Origin of the sequence: Neisseria sp. P0016.S008, assembly GCF_051957775.1 — a bacterium.
Lineage (GTDB): Bacteria > Pseudomonadota > Gammaproteobacteria > Burkholderiales > Neisseriaceae > Neisseria > Neisseria flavescens_B.
This window is the reverse complement of sequence record NZ_JBQCWB010000002.1, coordinates 166,304-182,839: the sequence shown is the minus strand read 5'-3', so window position 1 is coordinate 182,839 and position 16,536 is coordinate 166,304. Positions and strand designations below refer to the sequence as shown.

Annotated in this window: 16 protein-coding genes; 9 read left to right on the top strand and 7 right to left on the bottom strand. The window is 46.3% G+C overall.

What is annotated here, in order from left to right:
- Positions 1–333 precede the first annotated feature (333 nt).
- From ACTHS8_RS03110 to dld, 4 genes are all read left to right on the top strand, one after another.
- Entirely contained in the window at positions 334–1,788 is a 1,455-nt protein-coding gene (locus tag ACTHS8_RS03110) for a calcium-binding protein (RefSeq protein WP_440372942.1), read from the top strand.
- A gap of 163 nt (positions 1,789–1,951) precedes the next feature.
- Positions 1,952–2,815 carry a phosphoribosylaminoimidazolesuccinocarboxamide synthase gene (locus ACTHS8_RS03105; RefSeq protein ID WP_440372941.1) on the top strand — a complete coding sequence of 288 codons (864 nt, stop codon included), beginning with the start codon at positions 1,952–1,954 and terminating at the stop codon, positions 2,813–2,815.
- 234 nt (positions 2,816–3,049) lie between these two features.
- The gene (gene pnp / locus ACTHS8_RS03100) at positions 3,050–5,173 is read left to right on the top strand and encodes a polyribonucleotide nucleotidyltransferase (RefSeq protein ID WP_107697060.1); all 2,124 of its coding nucleotides are present in this window, start codon (positions 3,050–3,052) and stop codon (positions 5,171–5,173) included.
- Between the two features lie 165 nt (positions 5,174–5,338).
- Positions 5,339–7,030, top strand: coding sequence for a D-lactate dehydrogenase (gene dld, locus ACTHS8_RS03095; RefSeq protein ID WP_314597159.1), 1,692 nt, complete (start codon positions 5,339–5,341; stop codon positions 7,028–7,030).
- Positions 7,031–7,091: 61 nt separating this feature from the next.
- Here the strand turns inward: dld and ACTHS8_RS03090 are convergent, their stop codons facing one another.
- The 3 genes from ACTHS8_RS03090 to ACTHS8_RS03080 form a co-directional block, all read right to left on the bottom strand.
- A complete protein-coding gene (locus ACTHS8_RS03090; protein WP_070712712.1) occupies positions 7,092–8,456 on the bottom strand; it encodes a sodium-dependent transporter in 1,365 nt (454 codons plus the stop codon).
- Positions 8,457–9,239: 783 nt separating this feature from the next.
- Positions 9,240–9,923, bottom strand: a complete 684-nt coding sequence (locus ACTHS8_RS03085; protein ID WP_440372940.1) for a 16S rRNA pseudouridine(516) synthase — start codon at positions 9,921–9,923, stop codon at positions 9,240–9,242.
- 147 nt (positions 9,924–10,070) lie between these two features.
- Positions 10,071–10,547 carry a pyridoxamine 5'-phosphate oxidase family protein gene (locus ACTHS8_RS03080; protein WP_314591784.1) on the bottom strand — a complete coding sequence of 159 codons (477 nt, stop codon included), beginning with the start codon at positions 10,545–10,547 and terminating at the stop codon, positions 10,071–10,073.
- A gap of 341 nt (positions 10,548–10,888) precedes the next feature.
- Between ACTHS8_RS03080 and dnaQ the strand changes: the two genes are divergently transcribed.
- From dnaQ to ACTHS8_RS03055, 5 genes are all read left to right on the top strand, one after another.
- A complete protein-coding gene (gene dnaQ, locus ACTHS8_RS03075; protein ID WP_440373062.1) occupies positions 10,889–11,626 on the top strand; it encodes a DNA polymerase III subunit epsilon in 738 nt (245 codons plus the stop codon).
- On the top strand, positions 11,623–12,309 hold the full coding sequence (gene ispD / locus ACTHS8_RS03070; protein WP_440372939.1) for a 2-C-methyl-D-erythritol 4-phosphate cytidylyltransferase: 687 nt from the start codon (positions 11,623–11,625) through the stop codon (positions 12,307–12,309). Before dnaQ ends, ispD begins: the two co-directional genes overlap by 4 nt.
- 32 nt (positions 12,310–12,341) lie before the next feature.
- Positions 12,342–12,821 (top strand): 2-C-methyl-D-erythritol 2,4-cyclodiphosphate synthase, encoded by a 480-nt coding sequence (gene ispF / locus ACTHS8_RS03065; RefSeq protein WP_371508713.1) that lies wholly within the window; start codon positions 12,342–12,344, stop codon positions 12,819–12,821.
- A 43-nt stretch (positions 12,822–12,864) separates the two neighbouring features.
- Positions 12,865–13,536 carry a ribose-5-phosphate isomerase RpiA gene (gene rpiA / locus ACTHS8_RS03060; protein WP_003679072.1) on the top strand — a complete coding sequence of 224 codons (672 nt, stop codon included), beginning with the start codon at positions 12,865–12,867 and terminating at the stop codon, positions 13,534–13,536.
- Positions 13,537–13,609: 73 nt separating this feature from the next.
- The gene (locus ACTHS8_RS03055) at positions 13,610–14,353 is read left to right on the top strand and encodes a thermonuclease family protein (protein WP_440372938.1); all 744 of its coding nucleotides are present in this window, start codon (positions 13,610–13,612) and stop codon (positions 14,351–14,353) included.
- 576 nt (positions 14,354–14,929) lie between these two features.
- Here the strand turns inward: ACTHS8_RS03055 and ACTHS8_RS03050 are convergent.
- From ACTHS8_RS03050 to lysC, 4 genes are read right to left on the bottom strand one after another with little or no spacing between them, the layout of a single operon-like run.
- Positions 14,930–15,541, bottom strand: a complete 612-nt coding sequence (locus ACTHS8_RS03050; protein WP_440365192.1) for a phage virion morphogenesis protein — start codon at positions 15,539–15,541, stop codon at positions 14,930–14,932.
- A 50-nt stretch (positions 15,542–15,591) separates the two neighbouring features.
- Positions 15,592–16,005, bottom strand: coding sequence for a phage tail protein (locus ACTHS8_RS03045; RefSeq protein WP_440365193.1), 414 nt, complete (start codon positions 16,003–16,005; stop codon positions 15,592–15,594).
- A gap of 13 nt (positions 16,006–16,018) precedes the next feature.
- Positions 16,019–16,237, bottom strand: a complete 219-nt coding sequence (locus tag ACTHS8_RS03040; protein ID WP_070813994.1) for a TraR/DksA C4-type zinc finger protein — start codon at positions 16,235–16,237, stop codon at positions 16,019–16,021.
- A complete protein-coding gene (gene lysC, locus ACTHS8_RS03035; protein ID WP_070813995.1) occupies positions 16,234–16,491 on the bottom strand; it encodes an Rz1-like lysis system protein LysC in 258 nt (85 codons plus the stop codon). The genes ACTHS8_RS03040 and lysC overlap by 4 nt, the downstream gene beginning before the upstream one ends.
- Between the last annotated feature and the right edge of the window lie 45 nt (positions 16,492–16,536).

Genomic DNA, 16,536 nt, shown 5'->3' with positions numbered 1-16,536 from the left:
GGCAAATTGTCGATATTATCTATCCATAATAATAACCACTTATTGGTATTATGTTTGTTTACTATAACTAGAGTTAAAATTCAGCTTTCAACAAGATAGATAAAGGATCTATGCTGTTTGAGAGAGTGTGAATCAATGTTAATGTTTTTATTGTTGCTAGGATAATGGAATTTAAAAACAGGCGAGACTCCATCCTTTTATCGGCAAATTCTACCGTTTGATATTTTTGAGTAAATATTTTGAAAAATATTACTAAAATAATAATTGAGCAAGGGTGGATTTGCTCGTTCCGCCAGCTCGATATCTTTATTAACTATTTTGGGAGTAATTATTATGGCATACTGTTACGGGGGGTATTATACTAGACCCCTGGTTAGTTCTTACTGCGCTCCTGCGCCTAAGGCTTCCTACTCTTCTTACTACTGCGCTCCTGCAGCAAAATCTTCTGTTTCTATCGGCAGCATCGCTAGCATCGCCAGTGTCGGCGTGTCAGTAGTTAATGCGGTAACTGGTTTGGTTTCTGCTATTGCGGCTTTCTGCCCACCAGCAAAAACGCCTAACTATAAATGTGTTCCGGTTTGCCCACCTTACAACTGTAATCCGATCAAACCGATCCCATGTCCAAAACCACAACCTAAACCTCAGCCTAAACCTCAACCAAAACCTGAGCCTAAACCTGAGCCGCAACCAGAACCGCAACCAGAACCAAAACCACAACCAAAACCACAACCAAAACCTGAGCCTAAGCCAGAACCAAAACCTGAGCCTAAGCCAGAACCTAAGCCAGAGCCTAAACCAGAACCAAAACCTGAGCCTAAGCCAGAGCCAGACTGCAAAGACTGTGTTGACGACCATAACCAAAACAACTCATACGGTCACGAAGACAAAAACCCAGGTAATGTCATTCGAGCTGAAGACTGCAAAGACGGCAACGTTATCCGCGGTACTGATGCTAAAGATACCATTTATGGTACTGCTTGCGAAGACATCATCTACGGTGGCAACGGTACAGACGTAATCTACGCCGGTGCCGGTAACGACACCATTTACGGTGATGCCGACGGTGACTCTCTGTACGGTGAAGAAGGTAAAGACTACCTGCAAGGTGGTGCCGGTAACGACTACCTGAACGGTGGTTCCGGTGCTGACATCATGCGCGGTGGCGACGGTAACGACGTTTACTTCGTTGACAATGCCAACGACCAAGTTATCGAGTACGGCAATGCACAAGCCGGTATCGATACTGTCCGTACCGTTATCGACTACACCTTGACCGATCACGTTGAAAACCTGATTTTGCAAGGTATGCAAAACCTGAACGGTACCGGTAACTCTTTGAACAACAACATCGAAGGTAACGGCGGCAACAACCATCTGTACGGTTTGGCCGGCGACGACTGCCTGGTTGGTAAAGACGGTAACGACTACCTCGACGGCGGTGTCGGCAACGACATCCTGATCGGCGGTACCGGTAACGACACTTACTTCTTCGACAAAGGTTACGGTCACGACACTATCCGTGAGGAAAGCGGTAATGACACCCTGTTGTTCGGTAAAGGCGTTGCAGCTTCCGACGTATTGCTGAGCAAATCTGGTGCTAACCTGACTGTTTCTGTCGGTACTAATGACAGCATCACCATCGATGACTGGTTCACCGGTAACGATCACAAAGTTGAAAACTTCAAGTTTGCTGACGGTAGCACTTACCAAGTAACCGGCCACGGCGACTACTACTCTCTGTCTGCTGTGAACCAAATCCAAGATCAGACTCAGGCTCCTGCTATCTGATAGGATGATAGTTTTTAGGGTTTGTCCCTAAAATCAAAGTCTAAGGCCGTCTGAAACCGAGCTATAAGGTTTCAGACGGCCTTTATTTTGTAAACAATCTGACGAAAGATGCCAAATTGGGCTAAAATACCAAATTCTTCTGTTTACCAAAGAGATACCTGAAATGTCTGAAATCAGCTTGAAAAAAATCTACTCCGGCAAAGTACGCGATTTGTACGAAATTGACGATAAACGTATGCTGATGGTTGCTTCCGACCGTCTGTCTGCATTCGATGTGATTTTGGATGATCCGATTCCGGGTAAAGGGGAGATTCTGACGCAGATTTCCAATTTTTGGTTTAAAAAATTGGCTCATATCATGCCTAACCATTTTACCGGTCAGACGGTTTACGATGTTTTGCCTGAAAACGAAGCTAAAGCTTTGGAGAAACGCGCCATCGTGGCTAAAAAACTCACTCCGGTGAAAGTGGAGGCCATTGTGCGCGGTTATCTAGCAGGCAGCGGTTGGAAAGATTATCAAAAAACTGGCTCTGTTTGCGGTATTCAACTGCCTGAAGGTATGCAGGAAGCGCAGCAGTTGCCTGAAGTGATTTTTACGCCATCGACCAAAGCCGCAGTGGGCGATCATGATGAAAACATCAGCTTTGAAGAATGCGAACGCATTATCGGCAAAGAGCTGGCGGCGGAAGTGCGCGCCAAAGCGATTCAGCTTTATACAGAAGCGGCCGAATATGCGAAATCCCGCGGTATTATTATTTGCGATACTAAGTTTGAATTTGGTTTGGATGAAGAAGGTACGTTGACTTTGATGGACGAAGTGTTGACGCCTGACTCCAGCCGTTTTTGGCCTGCAGACCAATACAAAGTCGGCACCAATCCGCCGTCTTTTGACAAACAATTTGTCCGCGACTGGCTGGAACAAAGCGGTTGGAACAAAAAAGCGCCTGCGCCTAAAGTGCCTGCCGATGTAATTCAAAAAACAGTCGAAAAATATCAGGAAGCATTGACTTTGCTGACTCAGGATTGATTTTTAAGTTTGAAGGCCGTCTGAAAGAGATATGTTTCAGACGGCCTTTTTATTGTATCAATACTGGATTTTAAGGATGGTTGCCTTTATAATCGAGAGTTGTTTTCAGCGCCTTTAAAGGCCGTCTGAAAGCTTGTTTATAACCTGCCGCACGGTCTGAAACCCTAACTATGCACATTCGGATTTTAGTGTGCATTATTAGTGTTTTAGCAGTGCGGTATTTTGAAAGGAACAATGATGTTCAATAAACACGTTAAGACCTTCCAATACGGTAATCAAACCGTTACTTTGGAAACCGGCGAAATTGCTCGCCAAGCCGCTGCTGCCGTTAAAGTATCTATGGGCGATACCGTTGTTTTGGTTGCTGTTACTACCAACAAAGAAGTGAAAGAAGGCCAAGACTTCTTCCCTCTGACTGTTGATTACCTCGAGCGCACTTACGCCGCAGGTAAAATCCCCGGCGGTTTCTTTAAACGCGAAGGCAAACAAAGCGAAAAAGAAATCCTGACCAGCCGTTTGATCGACCGTCCGATCCGCCCTCTGTTCCCTGAAGGTTTCTACCACGACATCCAAATCGTAGCGATGGTGGTGTCTGTTGACCCTGAAATCGATTCTGACATTCCTGCAATGTTGGGTGCATCTGCTGCGCTGGTGTTGAGCGGCGTACCGTTTGCCGGCCCGATTGGTGCGGCGCGCGTGGGTTATGTAAACGGCGTGTACGTTCTGAACCCGACTAAAGCCGAATTGGCGAAATCACAATTGGACTTGGTTGTTGCCGGTACTTCTAAAGCCGTGTTGATGGTGGAATCCGAAGCAGACATCTTGTCTGAAGAAGTGATGCTGGGTGCGGTTGTTTACGGTCACGATCAAATGCAAGTGGCCATTAACGCCATCAATGAGTTTGCCGATGAAGTCAACCCAGAAGTTTGGGATTGGAAAGCTCCTGAAACCAATGAAGAATTGGTTGCCAAAGTGCGCGAAATTGCCGGTGAAACCATTAAAGAAGCGTTCAAAATCCGTCAAAAACAAGCGCGTTCTGCCAAATTGGACGAAGCTTGGAATGCTGTAAAAGAAGCGTTGATTACCGAAGAAACCGATACTTTGGCCGCCAACGAAATCAAAGGCATTTTCAAACACTTGGAAGCCGATGTTGTCCGCAGCCAAATTTTGGACGGCCAACCGCGTATCGACGGTCGCGATACCCGCACTGTTCGTCCGTTGAACATTCAAACCGGCGTATTGCCGCGCACTCACGGTTCTGCACTGTTTACCCGTGGCGAAACCCAAGCTTTGGCGGTTGCAACTTTGGGTACTTCACGCGACGAGCAAATCATTGATGCGCTGTCCGGCGAATACACTGACCGCTTCATGCTGCACTACAACTTCCCTCCATACTCTACCGGCGAAGTGGGTCGCGTAGGTGCGCCAAAACGTCGTGAAATCGGTCACGGCCGCTTGGCTAAACGTGCATTGTTGGCCGTATTGCCAGAACCTGAAGATTTCAGCTACACCATGCGCGTGGTTTCTGAAATTACCGAATCCAACGGCTCTTCCTCTATGGCTTCCGTCTGCGGCGGCTGCTTGAGCCTGCTGTCTGCCGGTGTGCCTTTGAAAGCACACGTTGCCGGTATCGCCATGGGTCTGATTTTGGACAACAACAAATTTGCCGTTTTGACCGACATTTTGGGCGACGAAGACCACTTGGGCGATATGGACTTTAAAGTAGCCGGTACAACCGAAGGTGTGACTGCGCTGCAAATGGACATCAAAATCCAAGGTATTACCAAAGAAATCATGCAAATCGCTTTGGCTCAAGCCAAAGAAGCACGTTTGCACATCTTGGATCAGATGAAAGCCGCCGTTGCAGGCCCACAAGAGCTGTCTGCACACGCGCCACGCTTGTTCACCATGAAAATCAACCAAGACAAAATCCGTGATGTGATTGGTAAAGGTGGTGAAACCATTCGTTCGATTACTGCTGAAACCGGTACTGAAATCAATATCGCTGAAGACGGTACCATCACAATCGCTGCGACTACTCAAGAAGCAGGCGATGCAGCGAAAAAACGCATCGAAGAAATCACTGCCGAAGTGGAAGTGGGCAAAGTGTACGAAGGTACTGTGGTTAAAATCCTCGACAACAACGTTGGCGCGATTGTCAGCGTGATGCCGGGCAAAGACGGTTTGGTACACATCAGCCAAATCGCCCACGAGCGCGTACGCAATGTCAGCGACTACCTGCAAGTAGGTCAGGTTGTGAATGTGAAAGCATTGGAAGTAGACGATCGCGGCCGCGTACGCCTGTCTATCAAAGCTTTGCTGGAAGCTCCTGCTCGCGAAGAGAAAGCAGCCGAATAATCTGATTATTCAGGCTTAAAACAAAAGGCCGTCTGAAAATTTCAGACGGCCCTTTGTTTATTTAAAAGATGAGTTTAAAAAACGGGTTTCGCCTTTACTTTGATTGAATGGATTACTACAATGCTTGCAATCTAATAAATATATTAATCTCTCAAGGAGTATGCAATGAATGCTACACAATTAATCAGCCGGCTGACGCAAACCGTCGGCGAGAAATACATCATCACAGACCCGGCAAAAACCGAACAATACCGTCAAGGCTACCGTTTTGGCGAAGGCAAGGCGCTGGCAGTTGTCCGTCCGGGTACGGTTTTGGAAATGTGGCAAATCTTGCAGGCGTGTGTTGAGGCTGATGTTATCGTGATTACGCAGGCCGCCAATACCGGCCTGACCGGCGGCTCGACTCCTGACGGCAATGATTACGACCGCGATATCGTGATTGTAAATACCATGCGTCTGAACATCATTCAGCCTATTAATAATAACGAACAAGTTGTCTGCCTGCCTGGCTCTACCCTGAATCAATTGGAGCTGCTGCTGAAACCTTTAGGCCGTGAGCCGCACTCCGTGATTGGTTCGTCCTGTATCGGCGCATCTGTATTGGGTGGCGTATGCAATAATTCGGGTGGTGCATTGGTACAGCGGGGGCCGGCTTATACGGAAATGGCTCTGTTTGCACAAATCAACGAAGAGGGCAAACTGGAGCTGGTCAACCATTTGGGCATTGATTTGGGCGAAACCCCTGAAGAGATTTTGACCAACTTGCAAGGTTTCCATTATCAGAGAAAAGATATTACGCAAGATGCCGGCAAGGGGCATGACCATGCATACTGCGATCATGTCCGCCAAGTGAATGAACCGACTGCCGCCCGTTTTAATGCCGACCCTGCGCGTCACTACGAAGCATCAGGTTGCGCGGGCAAGCTGATGGTGTTTGCCGTACGCTTGGATACTTTCCCGCAAGAAAAACAGACTGCCGTGTTCTATATCGGCACCAATGATATTAATGAGCTGACCGATATTCGTCGTGCTGCTTTGAGTGAGTTTAAAAACCTGCCTATTTCCGGTGAGTATATCCATCGTCATGCTTTTGATATTGCTGCCGTTTATGGTAAAGATACGTTTTATGTCATCAAGACGTTCGGTACCCACCAACTTCCGAAACTGTTTGATTTGAAAGCCCGTGTGGATAGATTCAGTAAAAAGATAAGTTTCTTACCAAAACACTTCTCTGATAAATTCATGCAACTGATCAGTAAAATTTTGCCTGATCACTTGCCGAAATCTATGCGCAACTATCGGGATAAATATGAACATCACCTGATTTTAAAAATGGGTGGCGAGGGCGTAGAAGAAGCGCGTGCTTTCTTGAAGGAATATTTTGCAACTCATGGCGGCGCATTCTTCGAATGTAATGCCGAAGAAACGCAGGCGGCTATGCTGCATCGCTTTGCTGTGGCTTCTGCCGCGATCCGTTACCGTTCTGTACATGATGATGAGGTAGAAGATTTGGTTGCGCTCGATATTGCCTTGCGCCGTGATGATCGTGATTGGTTTGAAACACTGCCGCCGGAAATCGACAATAAAATCATCCATAAATTGTATTACGGACATTTTATGTGTCATGTGTTCCATCAGGACTACATCATTAAAAAAGGCAACGACTGCATGGCTTTGGAACATGAAATGCTCCATCTGCTTGACCAACGCGGTGCGCAATATCCTGCCGAGCATAATGTCGGTCATCTGTATGAAGCCAAGCCCGAGCTGAAACAATTCTATAAAAAACTTGACCCGACCAACAGCTTCAACCCCGGTATCGGTAAAACCAGTAAGAAGAAAAACTGGGCTGAATAAAGCATAGTCAAAAACAAAGGCCGTCTGAACATTTCAGACGGCCTTTTTATATGTTTGTTTATTAGAACAGGTTGCTGATGAAAATCAGCAGAATGACCAACGGCACGAGGTATTTTACATAGGCAAACCAGATATTGACGGTGGTATGGTTGCCTTTGTAGAGCAATTCATCCTTCGCTTCATCTTTCATCACGAAGCCGACAAACAAGGCCGAACCAAGCGCGGTCAGCATAAACAGGATGTTGCCGCTGATATAGTCAAAGGCATCAAAAATGTTTTTACCAAACACGGAAATATCTTTCCATGGGCCGTAGCTCAAGATGGACGGAATGTTGCCGAAGATAAAAATCCCTGCCAGTACGATGGTAATCGCGGCTGCGCGGCGGATTTTGGTTTTCTCCTGAATGGTCGTAATTAACACTTCATAAATGGTCAGAGAAGTCGTCAGTGCGGCAATCAGAAGCAGGGAGAAGAAAATCACTGCAAACACAGGGCCTGCCCACATATTGGAGAACACGATCGGCAGGCTTTGGAACACCAGCGTCGGGCCGGAGTTAGGGGCAACGCCAAAGCTGAAGAGGGAAGGGAAAATCATGAAGCCCGCCAACACGGCAATTAATGTGTTGGTAATCGCGGTAATTACGGCCGTCTGAACCAGATCTTCATTTTTATCCAGATAGCTGGATAACGTAATCATCACGCCGAAACCCAAGCTCAAGGCAAAGAATACTTGTCCCAAAACGAAGACGAACAGTTCGGCTGTAATTTTGCTGAAGTCAGGTTTCAGATAGAAGGTAATGCCTTCCATTGCGCCCGGCAGGGTAACATTGCGCACAACCATCGCAATCAGGAATAAAAACAGCAAAGGCATCAGGTATTTTGCCGCTTTTTCAATACCGCCGATCACGCCTTTGACCAAGATCCATTGGTTCACAACCACAAATAGGAAGGTGTAGAAAGCAATTTCCCAAGGACTATTTTCGATGTGTTCGGTAAAGAAGCTTTTGGTGACTTCGCCGGAAACCGGACTGGAAATGTCCAAATTACCGCCGATGATATTGACGATGTAGCTGATAACCCAGCCGCCGAGTACCATGTAATAGGCCATGATGCCGAATGCGCCGAGCAAGCCCATCCAACCGACCAATTTCCAAACTTTGGCAACGGGTTTGCCATTCATTGTGCCGCCAAACGCATCCAGCGCGTTCACGCCTTTACGGCGACCGATGACGTTTTCCACCAAAATCATCGGAATACCGATGACCAGCATGGCGATACAGAACAGAAACACATACGCGCCGCCGCCGTTTTCACCAACCAAATACGGGAAACGCCAAGTTGCGCCAAAGCCGACAGTCGCACCGGCAACGGTAAGGATGTAAGTCAAACGGTTGGACCAGGTTTGACGGGGTTGATTGGAAGACATAAATACTCAGATGCATAAAAAATAAAGACAACATTTTACCGCAAAGATTTAACGAATCTTGACTAAAGTCTAAAAAGAAAATTAGTTAAAAAAACCATGTAATGAAGAATTTTTAGTGGGTTTCTCTGGTTTACTTGGTATTGAAACCTGCAAACAGAGAATTCGTCTGAAGCGATATAAATGATAGAAAGAGCCGTAACGATAAAGGCCGTCTGAAAAGTGGGATATGGGAAAAGGTTGTTGTAAGGAGATTGAATAGCGCTAAGGTGTGCTTTTAAGTATGTCGGCAACAAAGATGGTATTTCTCTAAAGGCTGTCTAAATAACATCTTGTAACCCTAGCTTGGATAGTCGCCGATAGGTTTTCTTTTTATAAAACGATTTGTCTGAAATGGGAACGGTATAGATTGATGCGGAAGAGACGAGAAAGAGAAAAGGGATAATGGCAAGTTAATGAGTGGAGATGGGGTTTAGGAATGATGGCTTCTTTAGATGAGAAAGGCCGTCTGAAAGTACGCCCGCTTGGTTGCCAAATTTTAGATAAAAAAAACCATCTATACTAAGGGGAAAGTATAGATGGCCAAACACATTACGGGGAAAACGTCTTACTCACTTACTCACTTCTTTCGAAGCAAGTGTTACTCAGACAGGCGAATTATACAATAGTTCAGTCTTCCTAGTGTTAAATTCTGTTAAATAAAAATAATAAGGTTTAGATATTTGATTTCAAATAAATAAAAAATCCATATTGTTTAAAAATTTATCGAAAAAATTTGGAATTTTTTTAGATTTGGATAAATTTCCATTCTCCGGCGGCTAAATCATCGACATTCCAGTCGCCGAATTTTTCACGGTGGAGCTGCTCGACACGGTTGCCTGCGGCTGCAACCATACGTTTGACCTGATGGTATTTACCCTCGGTAATGGTCATCATCAATGTGGTTGGGTCAGCCAATACTGCTTCGGCTGCGGTTACGGTTTCATTATCGTCATGCAGAAGGACGCCGTTTTTGAGTGTGGTGCAAAGGGTATCGTCGGCAGGATGTTTCAAAGTGACGCGGTAGAGCTTCGGAACTCTGTGTTTGGGCGAGGTAACGCGGTGGTTAAATTGCCCGTCGTTGGTAATCAGAATAATGCCTGTTGTGTCTGCATCCAAGCGGCCGACTGCCTGCATATCGATATTGCGCATGTGGTCGGGAAACAGGCTGAAGATGCTTGGATATTGCTGAGGTTTATGCGAAGTTTCGTAATCTGCAGGCTTATGAAGCAGAATGTAGAAATAGGGCATGGGGACGGCGGCAATTTCTTCGCCGTCAACAGACAGGGTGTACACTTGAGACGGGTCGATATCGTCTTTGGCGCTATTATGGATTTCGCCGTTGATGGCAATGCAGTCATTGTCTATCAGCCATTGGCATTGCTTGCGGCTGCCGAGGCCTTGTGATTGGATGTATTTGAGCAGTTGCATGGTTGGTTAAAAAGTAGGAAATATTCAGACGGCCTTTATTGTACTGGAAAACCGGTGTTTAGGCCGTCTGAAAAGTAGAGGCAAAAAAAATCGCCCCTTTAAAATGTTAAGGGGCGCAAAAGGAACACAAACCACTACCAAAAACTGTTACAGGGCAAATTCTCCTATTTGATGTGTTGCCGGATAAAGTGCTTTCATCAGGTCATGTGGTGAAAGCGAGAAATCTTTGCTATTTGTCGTCAGACGGCCTTGCTGCGGCGTCAGCTCAAGCAATCGGGCGTTTGCCGACTGGATAAACTTGTTTTTCGTACGCTGCATTTTCCTTTGCAGGGCGGAAACAACGCGGTTGTATAGACTGTCTTTTTGTTTGACTTCGCGTGTACCGGCAACCCAGCTCAAGCGTGTATTGCCGCCTTCATCTTCAATCAGCAGGATGCCGGTTTCAGATTGGGGCGATTTGCCCATGCAAGGGAGCCAAACATAATATCGGCCATCCAAAGTAATGAATACTGCGTCATGTACTTCGCATTCGTCGCAACACTTGGTGGCGATCAAAGAGCGGATGGCTTGTTGGTGCAGTCTCAGAATGTCAAGGGAGACTTGCTTAAAAATACTTTCGGGCATTTTCTTCTCCTTTCATTCTGTTGTGCGGTTGTTTTGTCTCGATGGGTTGTATTATACGGCGATTTTTTAAATTTGCAAATGATAATTGTTCCTATTATTTAATTTATAAGTAAGGTATTAATTATTAAGGAAATTAAATTTAAAAAATTTTCTAGAAATTGGGTTTTATACTCAAAAATGTCGTAATAGGTGGCCATTAAATGAGAAAAGAATAAAGGCCGTCTGAAAAAATCCAGCTATAAAAAGGTATTTCAAAAGTAGCTAAAGTTTTGCTGACTATACATTTCAGACGGCCTTCAGTATGATTCAGGACGTTTTGATAATTGCAGAAACCACCAACCATGAGCCAACGTCAGATTATCCTTGATACGGAGACCACGGGTCTTTATCCTGAAAACGGCGACCGTCTGGTCGAATTTGCCGGCTTGGAAATGATCAACCGCCAAATGACCGACTCCAACCTTCATTTATATGTCCACCCCGAGCGCGATATGCCGGAGGAAGCAGCGAAGGTGCATGGTTTGACGATTGAAATATTAGAAGCGAAGAATGCACCGCCGTTTGCCCAAGTGGGTAAACAGATTGCCGACTTTATCCGTGGCGCAGAGCTGATTATCCATAATGCCAAGTTTGACGTCGGCTTTCTGAATATGGAATTCCGCCGCATGGGTTTGCCTTCTATTGAGGAGCTCGGTTGCAAAGTGACTGACACGCTGGCTATGGCGCGTGAAATGTTTCCGGGGCAAAAGGCAAGCTTGGATGCGTTGTGTAACCGCTTTTCTGTTGACCGCAGCAAACGTGTCTTGCACGGTGCGTTAATCGACTGCGAGCTTTTGGGTGAAGTCTATCTTGCCATGACGCGTCAGCAGTTCGACCTGATGGGCGGCGAGGCGGAAGAAGAGGGCGAAGTCAAACAAACCGTTATTGCCGAAACCAAACGTACATCGCAGTTGAAAGTCATTAAAGCCAATGCAGACGAGCTGGCTGCACATGAAAAATATTTGGACGATTTAGGCGAAGCGTGTGTATGGCGAAAGGCCGAAACTTCTGATGAGGCCAATGCCGGAGCGTCAGCATGAGGCGATGCAATATTGCTTTGATTCCTGCTGCCGGTGTGGGAGCGCGATTTGGTGCAGGAAAACCCAAACAATATGTTGAAATCAATGGTAAAACCGTATTGCAACATACCATAGAAATCTTTGAGCAACACTCCCGTATAGATTTAATTGCCGTTATTCTTTCGCCGGAAGATTCAGTTTTTCAGACGGCCCTGTCTGAGAAAGTACGCGTCTTTCGAGTAGGCGGCGCAAGTCGTGCCGAAACGGTACGCAATGGTATCTCTACTTTATTAGAGCAAGGTTTGGCCGAGGCGCAAGACAATATTTTGGTTCATGATGCCGCGCGCTGTTGTCTGCCTGCTGAAGCGCTAACGCGTTTGCTTGATGAGGCGGGTAAGAATGATGAAGGCGGTATTTTGGCCATACCGGTGGCCGATACGCTCAAGCGCTCAGACGGCAGTCATCATATTGATGCAACTGTTGCGCGCGCAGGATTATGGCAGGCGCAAACGCCGCAGCTTTTTCAGACGGCCTTGTTACACCGAGCTTTATCGGTTGATGATTTAAGTGAAATTACGGATGAGGCGTCAGCGGTTGAAAAACTGGGTATCCGGCCACGCTTGGTGCAGGGCGATACGCGCAATTTGAAGTTGACGCTGCCGCAAGACGAATACATTGTCAGATTGTTGCTCAAGGCCGTCTGAACAATCAAAACCCATTATTTAAGGAAACAAACATGAATATCCGTGTCGGACAGGGCTACGATGTCCATCAGTTGGTCGAAGGCCGAGATTTGATACTCGGCGGCGTCAATATTCCGTTTGAAAAAGGCTTGCTGGGTCATTCAGATGCCGATGCGCTGTTGCATGCGATTACCGATGCCCTGTTGGGTGCGGCTGGTTTGGGCGATATCGGCAGTCATTTTCCTGATGCTGCCGCCGAGTTTAAAGATGCTGACAGCCGTGTGCTGTTGCGCGAGGCTTATCAAAGCGTGCAGGAGTTAGGTTGGAAGGTGGTTAATGTCGATACGACCGTAATTGCGCAAAAACCCAAACTCGCACCACATATTCCGGCAATGCGCGCCAATATTGCCGCAGATTTGGGTTTGCCTGAAAACTGCGTGAACATCAAGGGTAAAACCAACGAAAAACTTGGCTATCTGGGGCGTATGGAAGCCATTGAAGCGCAAGCGGCAGTATTGCTGATTAAAACCTAAGAGCTTAAAATTACTTTATTATTCAAACTGAAAGACTGACAACATGGCAACTCAAGACGAACTCAAACGTATTGCCGCCGAAAAAGCGGTGGAATTTGTTCCTGAAAACGAATACATCGGTATCGGTACCGGATCTACCATCAACTTTTTTATCGAAGCTTTGGGTAAAAGCGGTAAGAAAATCAAGGGTGCCGTGTCTACTTCTAAAAAATCCAGCGAGCTTTTGGCGAAATACGAGATTCCAGAAGTTTCGCTGAATGAGGTGATGGGTTTGGCGGTTTATGTTGACGGCGCAGACGAAGTCAACCACGCGCTGCAAATGATTAAAGGCGGCGGCGGTGCGCATTTGAACGAAAAAATCGTGGCCAGCGCATCCGATAAATTTGTCTGTATCGCCGATGAAAGTAAATATGTTTCCCGTTTGGGCAAATTTCCATTGCCGGTAGAAGTGGTTGAAAATGCCCGTTCGCTGGTGTCGCGCAAACTGCTTGCCATGGGCGGACAACCTGAGTTGCGTGTCGGCTATACTACTTTCTATGGCAACCAAATCGTCGATGTTCACGGCCTCAATATCGACCAAGCCCTGAAAATGGAAGACGAAATCAATAAAATCACCGGTGTACTCGAAAACGGTATTTTTGCCCGCGATGCCGCCGATGTGTTGGTTTTGGGTACAGCAGAAGGCGCAAAAGTCATCCTGCCTTGTCAGGATTAATGGAGATTAATCAATCTTAAAGGCCGTCTGAAAGTGCATTAGGTCTTTCAGACGGCCTTCAATTTGGCAAAATATGCAAATCAGTAAAATTATAAAATGGTTGCCCGTTGTTTTATCCGTGTTGGGCGCACTTGGTTACAGCTCACGCGATACTGAGTTGATTCGTACCGGGGTAAGCGTTTCCGCAACATTGGCACAAAGCGACAATATCGGTTTAGAAAAGGTCAATGAATGGCTGGGAGAAAATGTTGTCAAAGCCACATCTGACACCAAAGCCGAAGCTAAACCCAAGCAAGAACAGAAACAAAAACAAAAGTCATCGCGACAAACTTACACATACAACGGAAAAATCATCAAAATCCATGATGGCGATACCATGCATATTATCGATAGCGACGGCCGGAAACACAAAATCCGTATGGCCTATATCGATGCGCCGGAAATCAATCAGGCTTATGGTACGCAATCACGAGACAATCTGATTGATGCTGCATTGAATAAAAAAGCCAAAGTTCGCGTGTTTGAAGCCGACCGTTACCAGCGCGAAGTTGCCCAAGTATCAGTCGGAACGATTGACCTGAATTTGATGCAGATACGGGATGGCGCCGCATGGCATTATGAAAGTTATGCCAAAAAACAACAAAGTAAAACCGCCTATACCGACTATTCGGCCGCGCAAAAACAAGCCAAGGAAAAGCGTAAAGGCTTATGGAAAAGAGACAATCCGCAAGCACCTTGGCAATTTCGCCGTCAAAACCACGAGCAGCAGAACGGTGATAAAAAGCAGTCTGATAAACAATGGTTTGGGATTTGGTAAGTTTTAAGAAAGAGGCAGTCTGAAAACTTTCAGACGGCCTTTAATCATTACGGTTTAGTATAAGACAAGAATGCGTCGGAGGTTTCTGATTAGAATGTAAGGGAAATAAAAGTGTGATGTAATATTTTTAAGAAGGGCAGATATGAAAAAAGACACCGCTAGCTGGTGTCTTTAGTATCTGGCAGAGAGGAAGGGATTAAAATTTAATCATACCTATATGATTTATTGATGATTATTTTTTTGAAAAGTATAAGTAACACATAAGGTAACACATAAAATCTTATTTCCCACGATAAGGATTAAACCAGCCTTACTGAATTTAGGAAGGTCTCTCTGTTCTACACTGACAGCAGGTAGCGCGCGCTCCCCCTCCCTCCGCGGGGACTCTGTGGGGGTGCGTTTTTTTATGCAGCGGCGGCTCCTACTGCAATCCTTATATTTCATAGGGTTTTCGGCGATTTTCGAACACTGGTTTTTTATGCGTTTTTATGCAAGATTTGACATTTTTATGCTGATTTATGCGCTACTTGTAAAATATAATAATAAAGCCGTCCGAAATAAATCAGACGGCCTTTTTTACTCCATTTTTATGGCGTTTAGTATTTGGTCTGTAATGTACTCCAAGTCTTCTTTCGGTAAGCCCAATAGCAGGCGGGATGGCAGGTTTTTTGCCGTGCTACCGTCTTCGTGTTCTGTTGCAATTTGCGCGGCTTTACCGCCGAACCATCCGATTTTTGCATGGTTTTCATCTGCTTTTTGACGCAGCCAGCGGGCGGCACCGATATGGCGGAACATTACCATACGGGATATTGTCGGCGTTTTCAGGTACAAATATTCGCGCCGAAATCCCAAAAGCCTGCGTTCGCCCTCGAACCGTACTAATTCATTCCCGTTTTCTGTGCGACTATATGCAATACGGCCGGTGTAGCTATCTCCGTATTTCTCTCCAAAAAAACGAAACGGGCGGCGGTGTAGTTCCTCTCCATCCCGTAGGCGTCGGAAAGCAAAACGGTCGCCTTGACGTTTTGCCATCGGATTTCCGTCAGGCTCGATATTGGCTTTAATGCGGTTTCGGTTGCGGCGGCGTAGCTCCGTCGCGATATTACGCATAAGTTTGGCACGGGCAGACGGCTGAATCTTTAGCGCTAAATGTTCAATTTGTGCAACGAGTGCTTCCAGTTCTTCCATATTTCCTCCTGCACTTGAAGTAAAGGACGCATTATGCGTCCTTTATCTGTTTAAAAAACGGGGCGCGGCGGCTCGGATTTTGTTTTGTAGGAGACTAAGCCGTTTTCATCCAAACCGGCAATGACTGTTTCTGTCAATTTTAATTCGATCATTACATCCCAGACATCCGACTCTATCGGCTCTGCCTCGAAAACAAAGGCTCTTGATGATGCGTCTGTGCTCGGGCACAAAATATCCGGCTGATTTTCTTGCAGCCACTTATTCACGATCAAAAAGAGATACGCTGGATCTCGATGGAACTCCTGAACAAAAATATTAAGCGTGTACCTCGCTTCGTAACTCAATGTATTGCGTTTCGGAATAATCTGTCCAGACAAAACCGTCATACGAAGACGGTCAGGTGCAGCTTTAAATTCCAGCAGTGTTTCCTGGATAGCAAGACGCAGGCTTTTGGGCTTTTCCATTTTAGACGGCCTCTTATCTTTTGAATTTCCACCGTTGCTCTTCTTCGCGCTGGCAGTCTATACATAAACGGCACCCCGGCACGGCTTCTCGGCGGGCTTCGGGGATGATGTCGCCGCACTCTTCACACTCTTGGGCGGATGGCGCGGAGGATTCTTGTTCTTTGTGGCGTAATAACCAGTATTCGCGCATTTTTTGCTCTAAGTCGCAGGCTTGGTCGATAATGTCAGTCATGGTGTTGTTTTCCCTTCTTCGTCTCCTTTTAGGCAGGCTGACAAAGCGTCCCGATAGAGGCGGCACTGCTCAAAAGCCGAGCGATAGGCAATCAATGCGCGAACCATGTCCGCATTGGTTGCAATCTCTTCAGGCGGGTAGGCTTCACATTTCGGCACCGGCGGGCATGACTCGGCAGCCTGTACGGATACCGGCGGATTATGGGCGCAAGCAGTAAGGGCAACGGCGGCAATGAGAACGGAGAGACGTTTCATTTTTTTCTTTCATAGTTTGATGTTTAAAAGGGCGCGATCATGCGC